The organism is Pseudoalteromonas piscicida, assembly GCF_000238315.3.
GTDB lineage: Bacteria > Pseudomonadota > Gammaproteobacteria > Enterobacterales > Alteromonadaceae > Pseudoalteromonas > Pseudoalteromonas piscicida.
Genome location: NZ_CP011924.1, coordinates 3,012,449 through 3,028,432, shown reverse-complemented (window position 1 = coordinate 3,028,432; position 15,984 = coordinate 3,012,449). Strand labels below are relative to the sequence as shown.

General features: G+C 43.9%; 11 protein-coding genes. 5 read left to right on the top strand and 6 right to left on the bottom strand.

What is annotated here, in order from left to right; genetic code table 11:
* Positions 1 to 30 precede the first annotated feature (30 nt).
* Positions 31 to 1,233: an S-methyl-5-thioribose kinase gene (gene mtnK / locus PPIS_RS14110; RefSeq protein ID WP_010376462.1), complete on the bottom strand. Its 1,203-nt coding sequence runs from the start codon at positions 1,231 to 1,233 to the stop codon at positions 31 to 33.
* A 120-nt stretch (positions 1,234 to 1,353) separates the two neighbouring features.
* On the opposite strand from mtnK, the gene mtnA reads away from it, so the two are divergent.
* From mtnA to PPIS_RS14095, 3 genes are all read left to right on the top strand, one after another.
* Positions 1,354 to 2,376: an S-methyl-5-thioribose-1-phosphate isomerase gene (gene mtnA / locus PPIS_RS14105; RefSeq protein ID WP_010376461.1), complete on the top strand. Its 1,023-nt coding sequence runs from the start codon at positions 1,354 to 1,356 to the stop codon at positions 2,374 to 2,376.
* Positions 2,377 to 2,469: 93 nt separating this feature from the next.
* The gene (locus PPIS_RS14100) at positions 2,470 to 4,413 is read left to right on the top strand and encodes an alpha/beta hydrolase family protein (protein ID WP_010376460.1); all 1,944 of its coding nucleotides are present in this window, start codon (positions 2,470 to 2,472) and stop codon (positions 4,411 to 4,413) included.
* Between the two features lie 334 nt (positions 4,414 to 4,747).
* Complete coding sequence (locus tag PPIS_RS14095) at positions 4,748 to 5,143, top strand: hypothetical protein (protein WP_010376457.1); 396 nt, start codon at positions 4,748 to 4,750, stop codon at positions 5,141 to 5,143.
* 25 nt (positions 5,144 to 5,168) lie between these two features.
* On the opposite strand, the gene PPIS_RS14090 is transcribed toward PPIS_RS14095, so the two are convergent.
* The 3 genes from PPIS_RS14090 to PPIS_RS14080 are packed head-to-tail and all read right to left on the bottom strand — an operon-like array spanning position 5,169 to position 7,005.
* A complete protein-coding gene (locus PPIS_RS14090) occupies positions 5,169 to 5,711 on the bottom strand; it encodes a 1,2-dihydroxy-3-keto-5-methylthiopentene dioxygenase (RefSeq protein WP_010376454.1) in 543 nt (180 codons plus the stop codon).
* Positions 5,708 to 6,394: an acireductone synthase gene (gene mtnC, locus PPIS_RS14085; protein WP_010376451.1), complete on the bottom strand. Its 687-nt coding sequence runs from the start codon at positions 6,392 to 6,394 to the stop codon at positions 5,708 to 5,710. The genes PPIS_RS14090 and mtnC overlap by 4 nt, the downstream gene beginning before the upstream one ends.
* Positions 6,391 to 7,005, bottom strand: coding sequence for a methylthioribulose 1-phosphate dehydratase (locus tag PPIS_RS14080; protein WP_010376449.1), 615 nt, complete (start codon positions 7,003 to 7,005; stop codon positions 6,391 to 6,393). Before PPIS_RS14080 ends, mtnC begins: the two co-directional genes overlap by 4 nt.
* Positions 7,006 to 7,107: 102 nt before the next feature.
* Between PPIS_RS14080 and PPIS_RS14075 the strand changes: the two genes are divergently transcribed.
* Together PPIS_RS14075 and PPIS_RS14070 are read left to right on the top strand one after the other, a co-directional pair.
* Positions 7,108 to 8,247, top strand: coding sequence for a methionine aminotransferase (locus PPIS_RS14075; protein WP_010376446.1), 1,140 nt, complete (start codon positions 7,108 to 7,110; stop codon positions 8,245 to 8,247).
* Entirely contained in the window at positions 8,235 to 9,005 is a 771-nt protein-coding gene (locus PPIS_RS14070) for an amidohydrolase (protein WP_010376444.1), read from the top strand. Before PPIS_RS14075 ends, PPIS_RS14070 begins: the two co-directional genes overlap by 13 nt.
* 76 nt (positions 9,006 to 9,081) lie before the next feature.
* Here PPIS_RS14070 and PPIS_RS14065 read toward each other — a convergent pair whose 3' ends face one another.
* Together PPIS_RS14065 and PPIS_RS14060 are read right to left on the bottom strand one after the other, a co-directional pair.
* Entirely contained in the window at positions 9,082 to 12,381 is a 3,300-nt protein-coding gene (locus PPIS_RS14065; protein WP_010376442.1) for a methyl-accepting chemotaxis protein, read from the bottom strand.
* A gap of 142 nt (positions 12,382 to 12,523) precedes the next feature.
* A complete protein-coding gene (locus PPIS_RS14060; protein WP_010376440.1) occupies positions 12,524 to 15,862 on the bottom strand; it encodes an amidohydrolase family protein in 3,339 nt (1,112 codons plus the stop codon).
* Between the last annotated feature and the right edge of the window lie 122 nt (positions 15,863 to 15,984).

The window sequence follows — 15,984 nt, the reverse complement described above, 5'->3', positions numbered from 1 at the left end:
GCTTTTATCATTTTATTAGCCTAAGCTAGTTTAGTTTACAAAACTAATAATTAGCTGATACACATCATCGGTCGTTCGGCATTTATTGGCATTAATGATGAGCTGTTCACCTAAGTGTAGTGCTCGCTGTTGTACCGCTAAGCGCGCGTCTTCATCTTCAATCGCATCTATGTCTGCAACATGGGCGAGACCAATGGTGCGGCGGATCAATTCACACCCACAATAACCAACTGCGTCTTGCAATACTTTAGTGAGAAAGTATTCCGCGTAGCCTTCTGTTTGCAACGATAGGTCGCGTGTTTGTGTTTTCGCCAGTTCAAGCCAAGTGACATAGAAGCTCGATAGAGTGGTGGCGATACTATCGAGTAAATACACCTGCATATTTCGACGTTTTGGCAGAGCGTTAATGCGAGCATGTTGGGCACAGTAGTTGAGCAATAAATTGCCGATAAATGAGCCTAAATCAAAGCCTATTGGGCCAAAAAAGCCAAACTCTGGGTCGATTAGCTTAGTGTGATCGGTGTCGACGAAAATACTGCCTGTATGGACATCACCGTGAAGTAAGGTTTCTGGTGCATTGAGAAATTGGGCTTTGAGTTTTGCCACTTCAACTAATAACGTCTTATTTTTTCTCAGCATTTCCACAGACGATTGCAATGCAGCAGGAAAGTTGTTTCTTTCAGCATCGCGGTATGGGTCGTCAAAGAATAAATCTTCTGTGATTGCGCACAGTTCGGGATTAGTAAACTCGGTGACTAGGGCTTTCTTTTCACTCGGTGTTAAGTAAAAGCTTGAGTGGTAAAAGCTGGTTTTTGCTAGATAATTTGCGACGTCTTTGCTGAGTCTTGCAAAGGTGTTCGCTTGGTTTAATTCACCGCGTAAAATGCGTAGATGACCAAGATCTTCCAGCACGGTTAGTGCTAACTCCGTATTATGGTGCAACACTTTTGCTGTGGTATCTGGACAGATCTCACCATGGCGCTGTAATACACTGGCTTCAATTCTGGCTCTGTCTAATGTAAGCGGCCAGCTCTCACCCACACATCGAGCATAAGGCAAAGCTTGCTTGACGATGATGCTATTTTCTTGCGTATCTTGCACGCGGAAAACCAAATTCAGATTGCCATCACCAAACTCATAACAAGATAAGGTTGCATCTTTATCAAAGAAGCTTCCTAAATTAGTAATGTAATCAATAACTTTTTCTGCATCAAATTCAATGTAGCTCGACATGTTTCTGCACCTTGTGGATATTTGCTATTAGCATTCTATATTTTTAAATGTTTAGATGTCTATACTTCTTTAGATCTTGATGTAAATTATCATTAGTACACTTTGAAAGAGCGGGGTGTCATGAAAGCCTTAATTGCACGTAGTCTTAAATTCGAATCGGGCGTGGTACAGGTATTGGATCAATACTTACTGCCACATCAACAGGTGTGGCATGAATGCCGCGACGTTGCGACGATGAGCGAACTAATTCTGACACTTAAGGTTCGTGGCGCTCCGCTTATTGGTTTAGCGGCAAGTTTATTAATTGGTTATCTTGCCGAACAGGGAGAAGATAAAGACACAATTGCCCGCTCGATAGATGAACTTGAAGCAACGCGCCCTACAGCGGTGAATTTAATGCACTGCATGGCGAGATTGCGTGAAGCGTTACAAGCGAATGATTGGCAACAACAAGTGATCACAACCGCTGAACAGTTATTTGAAGAAGACACTGCGTTATGCGACCGTATGGCAAACATAGGCGCGGAGCTTGTGAATGCGGGAGACAACATTCTTACTCACTGCAATACTGGTGCGCTGGCAACGGCAGGTGTAGGCACCGCACTTGGCGTAATTCACCATGCTGCAAAACAACATGGTGACATTCATGTTTGGGTTGATGAGACTAGACCACTGTTGCAAGGTGGTAGGCTTACCGCGTTTGAACTAGATGCATGGCAAATCCCATACACGCTAATTTGTGACAATATGGCTGCGAGTTTAATGGCGGCGGGTAAAGTCGATAAAATCTTTGTAGGGGCAGATAGGATTGCGGCAAACGGTGATTTTGCGAATAAAGTCGGCACTTATAATCTCGCGGTGTTAGCCCATTTCCATAATATTCCTTTTTATGTGGTTGCCCCGATCACAACATTAGATAGCAGCTGTCCAAATGGCGCAGCCATTCCAATTGAACAACGCGCCAAAAGCGAAGTAACAGGTGTCAGTGGTAGTTTTGGTGATTGCCAATGGGCACCCAACAATGCCGAGGTATATAACCCGGCATTTGATGTTACGCCAGCGAGTTTGATCACCGGATGGGTGTTGGATACGGGGTTGTTTACGGGTGATGAGGTTGCCCTAGGCGTATTTTCACAAAGTTAAACATTTGTAATTATTTTAACTACTCGTAAATCCAAAATCTTCTTAAACTGTACCCATTTTGTGCTTCGATATAAATGGAGAAAGTAAAACAGGATGAAGAAGTTAATTGCTCTGATGTTGTTGGCCTTAGCTGCTAAGGCATTCGCTAAAGAGGAAATACCACTAGAGTCTTTTAGTAAAGGCAGTGAGTTCTCAGATGTAAAGATTTCACCTAACGGAGAATATCTTAGCTTTATCACAAAGAGAGAAGGTAAAAACACATTAATTTTTTTACAACTTGATAAATTCAAACTCATTCATGCCGTGCGATTCAATGACAATGCTCAAATCGGCCGCTATGAATGGGTGAATGATGATCGTGTGGTATTAGAAAAGGAATATATAAGAGGTTGGAAAGATCACCCTGAGTTTCATGGCGAGTTATTCGGCGTAAATGTAGATGGAAGCCGTGGTAAGTATTTGGTGGGTTACCAAGGTGAGGGACAAACGGGGTCTCGTTTGCGCAAAGCTACCCCGCTGTATGGTACATCTTATATTCTTGACCCTTTGGTCAATGACGAAGACAAGATGCTGATTGTGACCTATCCTTGGACAGGCTCGAAAGAGCCTACCACAAGAGTTTACGAGGTTAACGTTCATACTGGTGTCAGGCGCAAAGTAACAAATTCTCCAAGAAAAATGGGGCGCTTTTTGACCGATCACCAAGGAGAGGTTCGCGCCGTTGTGTCTGAGGATGATGATGGCAATTCATTAGTTTTCATCCGTGAAGAAGCAGACTCAAAATGGGCAGAGCTCACATTAGAAAACAACTTAGCTGATTTATGGATGCATGGATTCGATAAAACTGGAACGTCAGTTTATCTTTCAGCATCTACGGCTGGTGAGCCCATGGCCTTCTATAAATTAGGCTTAGAAAGCAAAAAACTCACTCATGTTTTTCAAGATAAAGTGGTTGATCCAACAAAAGTATGGATAGATCCGATTGATAAATCCCCTTTCGCAATTGAAATATACCCCGGATATCCTACCTATGCATTTATTGATGAAAGTGCTGATTGGAGTCAACGCCTAAAGTCTCTGATAGCCTCGATCCCTGGAAATCAAATACGTATTGTAAGTAGCACGAGAGATGGTGGACAAGTGGTTGTATTCGCCAGCAGCGATACCAACCCAGGGGATTATTACCTTTATGATAGCAAAGCCAACAAGATGAAATATCTTGCGTCTGCAAGAAACTGGATTAAACCAAATCAAATGTCTACAGTGGAGCCTGTTAAATTCACAAGCCGTGATGGACTCACTATTCATGGATATCTAACAACACCAATAAACGCAGAAAAGAAAAACCTTCCCTTGATTGTTATGCCTCATGGTGGACCTCATGGACCAAGAGATTATTGGCAGTTTGACCCTGAAGTACAAATGCTTGCGAGCAGAGGAATGGCTGTGTTACAAGTTAACTTTAGAGGATCCGGTGGTTATGGAGATGCATTTGAAGTACTTGGCTACCAAAAGTGGGGCAAGGAAATTCAATATGACATCATCGATGGAACCCGTGACTTAATCTCTAAAGGTATCGTCGATAAAAAGCGGATTTGTATTATGGGGGCTAGTTTTGGTGGTTATTCTGCATTGCAAAGCGCAATATTAGAACCCGACTTATTCCAATGCGCAGTCGGTGTGGTTGGTGTATACGATTTACCACTGATGTTTGAAGAAGGTGATGTTGCTCAGCGTAGCTCTGGGATCGCATATTTAGAACGTGTACTTGGTACCGATGAGAAGCAGTTAAAAGCATTTTCTCCAAGCTATAATGTCGATAAGCTTAAGGTTCCTGTCCTTATCGTACATGGTGGTGAGGACCAAAGAGCGCCAATTGAACAAGCGGAATCTTTAATTAATGCACTGAAAAAGGCTGATAAACCTTATCAGTATTACTTACTTGAAGATGAAGGGCATGGTTTCTATAAACCGGAACATCGTCTGAAATACTTTAAGAAAGTGCTCGCATTCCTAGAAGAACCTCTGCAGTTATAATTTGCATTAATGAGCAGGGTGAGCGTCACCCTGAGCTTTGTAATTTAAAGTTTTATTAGCGGCAGTTTTGTTGCTGAATATTGCAGTATACTTTTTAGTACCCTCTGATATTAAATCTAATCAGATTAACTATTTTATCTGATTTCAAGTAAGTAACGCCTCTATGGTAATGACTTGGTACTAATCACGTTGAACTTGCGTGCTAATAGCCTACTATTGGCGCGCAAATGCATTTTGCTTACCGCTTTTTTCGTGAAGTAGTCACAAAATCTTCATTTTATTTTTAGGGACATGCTGTTCTACGATGGGGATTTTGAAGTAAGGAAAGTCGCTAATGAAGGGATGGTTCATTATTGGTGTGGTTGTACTGGCCTTATGCAGTTGCCACTCTATTCACCCGCAAAAAACCTACATCCATATAGTTGCAAGTTGTCCCCCTCAGGTGTTTGAACAATTGTTTATCGATACGACAGATAGCTTAGTTATATCGCCCTCTGAGGCCGAAATTCCAATCGGCATGCACACAAATACTCTGCTTTTTTCACCACTGACCATGTCGTGGGATGTGGTGGATAAGCTTTTGGTTGAGTTGGACGACGCTGGGTTTAAGTTTCAAGCAGATTTTTTCGGTAAATATAATCACGCTTATCGTGATAACCATATCGGTGTGTATTTTGTTGAAGGTTGTGAGCCAAACATGAGTAAGCAAGTACTCACAGTGCCTCGTTAACACTGAAAGTACTTATACACTTGAATTAATCAAGTAATGGGAACTGCTTTGCAATTTCAGAGTCCGTGCTTTTCGCAACCCAGCCCTCTTGATTATTGAATAGGCGAATGGCGGTAAATTCTGGATCGCTACCCATATCGAACCAATGAGGCGTATTTTCTGGTACTGAGATTAGGTCACCTTGCTGACATAAAACTTGGTAAACCTTATCGTTTAAGTGTAAGCAGAATAGCCCTTGTCCTTTAACAAAAAAACGCACTTCATCTTCGCTATGAGTATGTTCAAAAAGAAATTTTTGTCGCAACTCTGAGGCACTTGGGTTGCCCTTTGCAAGTGAAATCACGTCGACAGTTTGATAACCGCCTTGCGCCTTTAATCTTTCAATATCGCTTTGGTAGGCATTAATAATGTCGTCTTGTGACATTTCAGCTGTGATATCGGTGTTAGCCTGCCATTGTTCAAAGCGTACGCCTAGCTCTGCGAGCAAAGATGCGATGATGTTTGCGTCTTGCTCTTGTTGCAAAGCCTGGCTTGGGTTCTGTACTTGGTAGATAGTCAGTTGACTCATGAAAATGCCCCTTCATCAAAATGCTCAAAGCTTGATATAACTGGATGTTCAGGTGATGTTGCTTGTGCATCTCTAAACAGCTGTAATGTGTGCATACCAGCGGCCTTTGCTGCGTCTAGCTCGGCAATAATATCGCTTAAAAAGAGGATTTGCTCTGCTTCGTACGGTAGGGCTGCAATAATATTCTGATACGCAGAAATTTCCTGCTTAGCACCCACTTTAGTGTCAAAGTAGTCGCTAAATAGCGGGCGAATATCACCATAATCTGAGTAGGCAAAAAGCAGCTGCTGCGCTTTCACTGAACCCGACGAATACACGTAGAGATTGCGACCATCCGCTTTTTGTTGTGTTAAAAACTGGTAGGCATCTTCATATAAATGTCCAGTAAAATCGCCGTTTGTATAGCCAAACTGCCAAACAAGACCCTGTAGCTGTTTTAATGGCGTGATTTTTTTATCAGCGGCGATCCACTCAAGTAGCGCGGCAATCACGGTATCAATATCAGCACTATCATTATCCAATTCTGCTCTGACAGCACTAATTTGCTCGGCAACGGCGGCGTCATGTTGATGGTCGCGAATAAATTGCGGTAAATGCGCAGCGGCATACGGGAATAGTATCTCTTTAACAAATGAGATACGGGTAATTGTCCCTTCAATATCTGTTAAAATGGCTTTGATCATTGGCGCCCCTCCAATTTGATGCGCTCTAATTCGCAGGCAAATAAAAACTCTAAGCCCTCAATATGACGACGAGTTTCTTGCACTGTACGGCCCACTGCATATAACCCGTGACCTCGGATCAATACACCGTGTATAACCGGTGTAGTTTGATGAGATTGCGCCACGCGCTGTGCTAGCCGCTCTATATCCTGATCGTTATCAAAAATAGCAATGGATAAGGTTTCTTCATGCGATTGAATGCCAGACAGTGACTTTTGCATTTCATAACCACAGATCTGAAATTGCTCGCCTTGAATAAATCGCGATAACACAGTCGCAGCAACGGAATGCGTGTGTAATATACACTGTGCACCCACGCATAATTCATATAATTTTAGGTGCAATGCAGTTTCGGCTGAAGGCTTGCCACTACCGGCAATGATGGTGCCTGTGGCGTCTAATTCCAGAAATTGTTCTGGTGTTAATTTACCTTTATCAAAGCCGCTGGCCGTGACAACAAAGCCAGAGTCTGTTTTGATAGAGAAATTACCACCAGTCGCGGGAACCCAGCCTTGCTGAGCAACCCAAGCTCCTGCGTCGATAAGCGCGAGTTTTGCGGCTTGTGTGTGCATAGTTAACACCTATAAATTAAATGCGTTTGGACGGCTATACATCTATTTTGAGCAATGATAGCATCCACTCACGATTAGCACCATAAGAAAGAGAGTGTTGCAGTGAAAAGTAAGTTACCTCAGGTTGGAATTAGTATATTTAGCCAAATGACGGCATTAGCGAACGAGCATGGTGCGATCAACTTATCGCAAGGCTTTCCGGAGTTTGATGCGCCTGATTACCTAAAATCGCAACTTGGCCACTATGTTGGCGAAGGTCAAAACCAGTATTCGCCTTCTGCCGGCGTACCGAGCTTGCAAGCACAAGTTGCGGCATTAATTGAACGTCGTTATCAGGTGAGGGTTTCAGGACAAGAACAGATCACGGTGACCTCGGGTGCAACGGAAGCACTCTTCGTGGCAATTCAGGCAATAGTATCTGAAGGGGACGAAGTTATTGTATTCGATCCGGCTTACGACTCTTATGAGCCTGCAATTGAACTTGCTGGCGGGAAAGCCGTGCATATTGCGTTGACTGCGCCGCATTACCAAATTGATTGGCAACAAGTCGCAGCGAGTATCAACCCAAATACCCGTGCTATTATCATCAATACACCGCATAACCCATCGGCTAAAACGCTGAAGCCGTTAGATTTAGAGCAACTGAAACAGCTGCTAAATCAGCATGACTTGTTATTGATCAGTGATGAAGTATACGAACATATTACCTTTGATGGTTTGCCCCATCTGAGCGCATTAACTGATCCAGCATTGTTTGAGCGTGCGTTTGTGATCTCTAGCTTTGGTAAAACCTTTCATAGTACAGGCTGGAAAATGGGTTACTGTGTGGCGCCAAAGCAAATGACTGTTGAATTTAGAAAGATCCATCAGTATGTAACGTTCTCAAGCTTCACTCCGGCACAACTTGCATTGGCTGATATGCTTGCTGAACACCCTGAGCACGTTGATGAGCTGAGTGGATTTTATCAACAAAAACGCGATGTTCTGGTTAAGGCGTTAGCGTCAAGCCGATTTACGCTATTACCAAGTGAAGGGACTTATTTTTTGCTTTTGGATTACAGTGAAATTTCTGATCTTGATGATGTTGCCTTTTGTCGCTATCTGGTGGAAGAGGTAGGGGTGGCGGCAGTGCCACTCAGCGTTTTTTACCAACAAGCACCTGAAGACAAGGTCATTCGATTATGCTTTGCTAAGGAAAACCAGACATTAGAAGAGGCTGCAAAACGCTTATGTCAACTTTAACCGTTACCCTTGTTCAAACAGATATCCAGTGGCTTTCACCTGAGGACAACTTTACCCATATTGAACGTTTGCTAGAAAATGTCGAGCCAAGCGATTTAATTTTGCTACCAGAAACATTTGCTACCGGCTTCGCCGTAAAAGAGCCGGATGCTGAGCGCTATGCTGATGCAGCCATCGAGTTTTTACAGCAATGTGCTCAGCGCTTTCAGGCTGTTGTAGCGGGCAGCGTACTGGTTCCGCAAGGAGATAAAAAGGCCAACCGTATGGTGTGGTGCCAGCCGGATGGAAAGATACTTCATTATGACAAAAGACACTTATTCTGTTTGGGTAATGAGGGCGATTTTGTCGTTGCAGGTGAGCACCGTGAAGTGTTCGAATTAAAGGGCATTAAATTCTTACCGCAGATCTGCTATGACTTGCGTTTCCCTGTATTTCAGCGTAATCAGAACGATTATGAGGTTATGATTAATATTGCAAACTGGCCAGCGGCACGCCGAAATCATTGGGATACTTTACTGGCTGCTCGTGCAATCGAGAATCAGTGCTTTGTGCTCGCGGTAAATCGCGTAGGTGAAGATGGGTATGGCACTGCGCATAATGGTGGTACTAAAGCGATTGACTTCAATGGTAATAGCATTGTTTCGGCAGCAGACAACCAAGCTGAGGTTATTACCGTAAAGCTAAAACTGAGCGACTTGCAGCAGTACAAAGCTAAATTTCCTGCTCATCTCGATGCGGATAAATTTACGCTGGCATAATACACATTGGTATATGCATAGCATACCCAACTAAAAAGCTTAGTTGGGCATGCTCTAACTCGAAACTCAACAGGCCCTAAGATGCATTATATTGATGCACAAGCAATTCACCTTCTCTGCCAGTGGCGCTGTAATCATTCTTTGATAAACGGAAATAGCTCAACTGGGTGCGCATTTCATGGGCTTGCTCAGCCATTTGCCTCGCCGCTGCCATCGTTTCTTCGGTAATTGCAGAGTTTTCTTGAATAAGATCCGTTAGCCTTTGCACCACCAAATCCACTTCTTTAATGGCTTGTTGTTGCATTGAAGTCGACTCATTGATTTTAATAATGTTGTTATTTACATCGCTCACGGCTCCAACGATTTGTTGCAGCTTTTCACCGGAACTATTGGCAAGTTCAGTACCTTGCTCTACCTTTTGATTACTGTTTGAGATAATTTCTTTGATTTGCTTTGCAGAAGCGGCGCTACGCCCTGCCAGCTCTCGTACTTCGTTTGCAACGACTGCAAAGCCACGGCCATTTTCTCCCGCTCGTGCCGCTTCAACGGCAGCATTTAGTGCCAACAGGTTGGTTTGAAACGCAAGTCCATCAATCACCGATACAATCTCATTAATGTCTTTACTGGCTTTGTTCACTTCAATTATTGCAGCTACGGTTTGGGCAGATAAACTGCCTCCTTCTTTGGCTATGTTTTCTGCGTTTGTTGCTAGTCCTACGGCATCACCAGATTGGTTTGAAACTTTAGTGAGTTCATCTAACATATTGCCGGTGCTGGCACTGGCTTCTTCTAAGTTTGCTGCTTGCTCTTCTGTGCGTTGGCTGATTTCGGTGTTACTCGCCGCTATTTCACCGGCACTTTGAGCAACATAATTTGCTGCGGCTTGGATCCCTTCGATTACACTGGTGAGTTTTTTAATTGTGGTATTGGTGTCATTCTGAAGAGACTTAAACACGCCAAAATATTCACCCTTTACTTGATTACTTAAGTCACCTTGAGCAATGTTAGCCAACACACTGCTGACTTCGGAGATAGCCCCAGAGACCTGTAAGGTCGAGTCATTTACACTCTCTTTAAGTTGTTGCAGTTGACCTTGTAGTGGCAACTCTATTTTTTGGCTAAAGTCTCCTTCGGACATTGCGGCCATTACGCTGCCGAGTTCTTCAATGACTTGATTGAGGTTCTCGACCGAGCGGTTAATGTCACCTTTGAGATTATCTAGCTGGCCAGACATCGCAGATTGAATGGTGCGGTCAAATCGACCATGGCTAATAGCCATCACCGTAGAGATTTCCGAGATAGCAACATCAACGGCGGTCACAGAAGCATTGATATTATCTTTAAGTTGCGCGAGCTGACCCGTTGCAGCTACGTCCACTTGTTGTTTAAAGTCGCCGTTGCTGACGCCAGCCATCACAGTGCCTATTTCTTTCATTACTCTGTCTAGGTTTGCCATGCTGGAGTTGATATCTTGTTTTAAGGTATCTAATTGGCCTGCGAGTGGAGCATCGAGTTGCGCAGAAAAGTCGCCTTGGCGTAGTGCAGACATAATCGTGCTGATACCGTCAATCGCACTGCTAAGGCTGCGTACGGAATTATTTACCGAATCTTTGAGCTGCGCTAGTTTTCCTTTAGCGGGTACGGTGACTTGCTCCTTAAAGTTACCTTGCTCAATATTGGTCATCACATGAACAATACCGTTCATAGTCGAATTAATCGATGCCAAAGAATCGTTAATATTATTTTTGAGCTTTTCTAAATCGCCTGACATGGGGGCATTAAGTTTGGTATCGAAGCGACCATTTGCCATATCAATCGAAATTTCATTCAGCTCAGAAATCGCTCGACTTAACGTATTGGCACAGTGGTTAGTGGCTTCTTTTAGGGTTTCTAGCTCGCCCCGGCACGGTACTTTGATGCGGTCGTCAAACTTGCCCGAGGCCATTTGATTCATGACGCGATTAGCCTCTGTAATAGAAAGCTGTAAGGCATCCAGTAGTGAATTAAATGCCTGTGCACTGTTGCCTATTTCATCATGACTACGAATGGGCGCTCGCAATGAAAAGTTGCCTTCCTGCTCAACTGATTTCATGGTTTCTACCAACTCGTGAACAGGTTTGGTAAGCGTTTTTGAGAACCAGTAGGCGACTATCAGTACTAACACTATAGTGACCGCTAAAATAATCATCAGGTATTGAGAGAGCGAGGTGATAGAAGCAAATGCTTCCGCTTCGTCAATTTCGGCAAGCAGTGCCCAACGGGTATTAAAGACTTCGACCGATGTATAGGCAGACAACACGGCTTCGCCGTTGTAGTCTTCAATAACCTGTTGTCCAGATTGATTATTTAATGCTTGAGAGACTGCAAGCGTGGCTACCTTGCCGCGTTCAGGGTATCGAAATGAATTCACCACGGAATGATTTTGTGGATCTAAGAATGAGTCTGAACGCATCAGACCCTCAGGGCCGACTAGGTAGGTTTCACCACTTTCTCCTAAGCCTTCTCGCTCGGTCATAATGGCATTGATGGCATCAATAGATAGCTGTGCAGCTACAATTGCAATGGTTTGGCCATTCACCACGATAGGTTTAGCAATAAAACTAGCGGGGGCATTATAGGAGGGGAGGTATTGTTTGTAGTCTGCGAAAGCGCTGATTGTCGGAACCGTTGAGTCCTTCAGTTCTCGATAAAGAGAAGCCAGATTACTATTGGCATAAGGACCTGATTCTAGTGACGTAGCAAAATCAACCTCTTTAAATACAGAATAGACAATATTTCCATTACTTGGGTCAATGATAAAGATATCGTAAAACTCATAAATGTCGGCGATGTTAAGCATATATGGATGGTAACTGCGGTGAGCAAGGTCATAACTATCTAAGTGACCGGTTTCAATAAATTTGTACTTTTCACCAACTGGGTAGGGGTTGCTTGCTAAGTAACGTGCTTGCAGCGCAAGCCCAGACTCTGAAATGTTACCAATGAGCCTTGCTGTGCTCGTATCTTCGGGGTTTTCTTGATTGAATTTAGGTACGAACACTTCATCATAAAATCGAGATAATTTGGCATAGTTAATATCGGCCTGAGCGCTAGGAAAGCTGGTAATAAACTCTTGTGCAATCACAGGAAGTAATGGGTTTGCCGTAAAGGCATCGAGTTTATCCTCAACGGTCTTAAAGTAACGATTAACCGCGCTTTTTTTGATCTCACTAACGGCACCAAGTTGTGAATATACTTGCGCTGTCATGGCATTCGATGCGGTATTAAGTGCGATGGAAATAATTACTATCAACGGCACGAGCGCGACGATTAGAAATGCAAAAATCAGCTTTTTAGTTAAATTAAGAGAGTTAAAAAATTGCGAAAACCCAGACATAACCTAATTCCCTGTTGCTATGGAAGTACCTATAACAGCATAGAACAGTATTGATTAAGATCTAGACAAAAAATAAAAAACCCGGCTATCTAGATAGCCGGGCTTGTAAACTTAACGTTTCACGCTTCAATCGTGCTACGTATTAGTGTTTCCAATGATAGGTATGGGCCTTTTCTTCCATATACTCAGCAGTTGCTGGATGCATTTGGGTTTGCGCGCCATTTTCGAAGAAGAAAGGCTGACGTTTATTGTCATAGTTGCCGATTTCATTCATGGTTGCCGCATCGTAGACACGGCCATTGATCACGGTGTAGGCAACTTTCTCTGAATCACGGATGTTAGACAGCACATCACCATCGATGATGGCAAGATCGGCGAGTTTTCCTTGTTCGATCGTACCAAGGTCACGGTCCATACCTAGATATCTTGCGCCGTCGATTGTACCGCTGCGAAGCGCCTGCCAAGGTGTAAAGCCGCCTTGTGCCATAGACCATAACTCCCAATGTGCGGCTAGACCTTCACGCTGGCCGTGAGCACCAATGTGCACAGTCACACCCTTATCGCGAAGCTGTTTTGCGGTTTTGGCGACATTGATATGGTTATAGTGACGTTCAGGTGCTTTGCTTGGTCGAATTGATCTTGGCTTTACCACATACTCAGGAACGAAGCTCATTAAGCGCTCGTTTTCCCACACATTAGTGTGTTGATACCAGTATTCTTCGCCAGAGATACCGCCATAGGCAACAACAAAAGTTGGCGTAAAGCCAACATTTGTTTGTCCCCACATTTGTTCGATATCAGAGTAAATATTCGGGATTGGTAGGGCATGTTCAACACCGGTATGACCATCGACTATCATGTTCATGTTGTGTTGGAATTTTGAACCACCTTCAGGCACAACCATGATTTCCATGTTCTTCGCCGCTTCCAATACTTGCTGACGTGTCTCACGGCGAGGGTGGTTGTAACTCTTCACTGAAATAGCGCCAGCGTCTTTTAGGCGTTTAACGTGGAACTCTGCGTCTTCAAGGTTACTGATTGGTGTTTTATAACCCGGCGCGTGGCCAGCATATAAAATACGTCCAACAGAATAGGTACGTGGCGCGACCGTTAAACCCGTTCTTTGTAGTTCTGCCATAGAAAATACCTCGGCAGAGTTATTTGATGGATCATGGATAGTCGTCACACCAAAGCTAAGATTAGAATACTGATTCCAGTTTTGCTGTGGCTGTAGGTTATAGCTACCGTAACTACCATGTGCGTGGGCATCGATAAGGCCTGGGATCACGGTTTTACCGCTAATATCCATCACTTTTGCTGTGCTAGGAGCGTCTAGTTCACCTTGCTTACCGGCTGCAACGATGCGATTCTCTTTAATTAGGATCACACCATTGTCGATGATTTCTTGTTCGTTCTCAGCGTTACGCATGGTCACTACTTTACCGCCAACTAGCGCAATCATACCTTCAGGCTTATCTGCTTTTTGCTCAAAACTCAAGTCGATGCCTTCAGCGGTTAGCTCATCGGTGTTGTCAGATGCACCATCGACGAAAGCGAAAGTGTCAGTCAGTTTGCGCTGATAAAGTGTGGGACCAAATGCCCAAGTTAGCGCGCTGCTGTCCGCTTTCCAATTTAGGAAATCACCAGAGTACTTTGATACTTGCTTAACTGGGAAAGCTTTCTCACCCTTGTTAATGGATAAGGTTTTACCTGTACTGGTAAAAGGTGCAACAAACGTATTGAAATGCTCGATAAACGCAACGTATTGACCATTTGGAGAGACTTTAAAGTTAAAGACGTAATCACCTTTGAAGTGGCTACGTTCTTCTTGACCATTGAGGTTAACACTTTTCAGTTCGCGATGTGTTTCATCACTCATGGTGGAGAAGTAAATGCGCTCAGAGTCTGCTCCAAAATGCGGATTGTCACCGCTTTTAATAATGCGTTTTGCCTCACCGCCGTTAGCATTAACTAGATAAATACCTGGATGCATTGACCAGTCACCGCTTAGCAAGTAGCCACCGGTTACCTTTTTAAATAGCACGTTTTTACCATTTGGTGAAAAGCTTGGTGAGATATAGTGACCAGGTTCTTGGGTGATCACTTTACCTTTACCACCGTTTGCAGATACAACACGTATTGCGCCTAAGTCTTTATCACTCCATGTTGTGTAAACAATAGACTTGCCATCGCGAGAGTAGCTTGGGTAGAACTCAAAGTGGTCGGTTTGCTTAGTGAGGCGTTTTACTTTGCCTGACGCAATGTCTTTTACGTAAAGGTAGCCAAGCGCTTGGAATAGTGCAGTTTCACCATCAGGAGAAATTTGAGACCAGCGTGCAAGTTTGACTTTAAAGGTGTCAGGCGCGACATCTACCGCAAAGCGTAGTGCCGGTGTGATTTGTTTTTCAGCGACAACGCGAGTAGGGATGACGTTGACCTCGTGCGATGCAATATTAACGCGGTTGAATACCCCTTTCGCCCAAAAAACGAGAGATTTACCATCCGGCGTGTAAGCAAAAGAAGGTGTGTTACCATGTGCACCATTGGCTTCTTGTAAGTCGCGATCAAGGCCAGCATAAACACGAGTTTCGACGCCTGAGTGTAGATCTTTAATATATAAAGCACCGATCATTTCATTGCCGTTATCTTCGCGTTTAACAAACGCAATAGATTTACCATCAGGACTGATGGTTGGACGAATAGCACCGCCAGCACCACGAATCACGGTCTCTTCTTCACCGGTTGCTAAATCCCAACTACGAATTTCGAAAACAGCATCGAGCGAGTTTTTGTTATATTCCCAGCGCACGCCAGAGGTCGCATCAACGGAGTAATAGATTTTCTTGCCATCGTGAGAAAAAGCGGGTTCTGCAACGTTCTTTTGCGATTTTGCACCATGTAGACGCTCACGGACCAGCACGCCTTTACCACCGCTGATGTGATACATACGAATAGAGCCACCTGGGATGGTACGCCCCGTTACTTGACCTTGCTTAACTGCAATGTATTGACCATCAGGCGACCATGCAGGGTTGTGAACAATATTATTCACTTCTTTTGACACCTGACGTAGGTTTTGGCCATCTACGTCCATCACCCACAGATTATCGCCACCTGCGCGGTCAGAGATAAATGCGATGTGTTTACCATCAGGCGAAAACTTAGGTTGAATGTTCCAGCCCATGTCGGATGTTAAGGCTGTTGCTTTACCACCGCCAATTGGCATGATGTAAAGGTCGCCAAGCATATCAAAGACGATGCTTTTACCATCAGGACTAACATCTAAGTTACTCCATGTGGTTTCGTTGGTATCGATGGTGATGGTTTGCTTTTCACCTGGTGGGTTGAGCACATCCCAGCCTTTGGTTGATTTCTCTTCTGTTTGCGTGGCTGTCACGGCATCATCAGCGCTGGCTGGCTGAGCCAAACCAATCACAGCAGCACCAATAGCAATGGCTAATGGTGATTTAAAAAATGACATAGATGTTCCCTTAATTTTATAGTTATTGCCCAAGGCGAGCGGTTTGCCTCGGTTAAATTAGCGTTAATGTAAATGCTCACTAAGCATGAACAAGTTTTATTATGATGTCGAACAACATGCGT

Coding starts and splice junctions, on each gene's coding strand:
- mtnK (WP_010376462.1), bottom strand. CDS start 1,233: ATGTCGAGCTACATTGAATTTGATGCAGAAAAAGTTATTGATTACATT.
- mtnA (WP_010376461.1), top strand. CDS start 1,354: ATGAAAGCCTTAATTGCACGTAGTCTTAAATTCGAATCGGGCGTGGTA.
- PPIS_RS14100 (WP_010376460.1), top strand. CDS start 2,470: ATGAAGAAGTTAATTGCTCTGATGTTGTTGGCCTTAGCTGCTAAGGCA.
- PPIS_RS14095 (WP_010376457.1), top strand. CDS start 4,748: ATGAAGGGATGGTTCATTATTGGTGTGGTTGTACTGGCCTTATGCAGT.
- PPIS_RS14090 (WP_010376454.1), bottom strand. CDS start 5,711: ATGAGTCAACTGACTATCTACCAAGTACAGAACCCAAGCCAGGCTTTG.
- mtnC (WP_010376451.1), bottom strand. CDS start 6,394: ATGATCAAAGCCATTTTAACAGATATTGAAGGGACAATTACCCGTATC.
- PPIS_RS14080 (WP_010376449.1), bottom strand. CDS start 7,005: ATGCACACACAAGCCGCAAAACTCGCGCTTATCGACGCAGGAGCTTGG.
- PPIS_RS14070 (WP_010376444.1), top strand. CDS start 8,235: ATGTCAACTTTAACCGTTACCCTTGTTCAAACAGATATCCAGTGGCTT.
- PPIS_RS14065 (WP_010376442.1), bottom strand. CDS start 12,381: ATGTCTGGGTTTTCGCAATTTTTTAACTCTCTTAATTTAACTAAAAAG.
- PPIS_RS14060 (WP_010376440.1), bottom strand. CDS start 15,862: ATGTCATTTTTTAAATCACCATTAGCCATTGCTATTGGTGCTGCTGTG.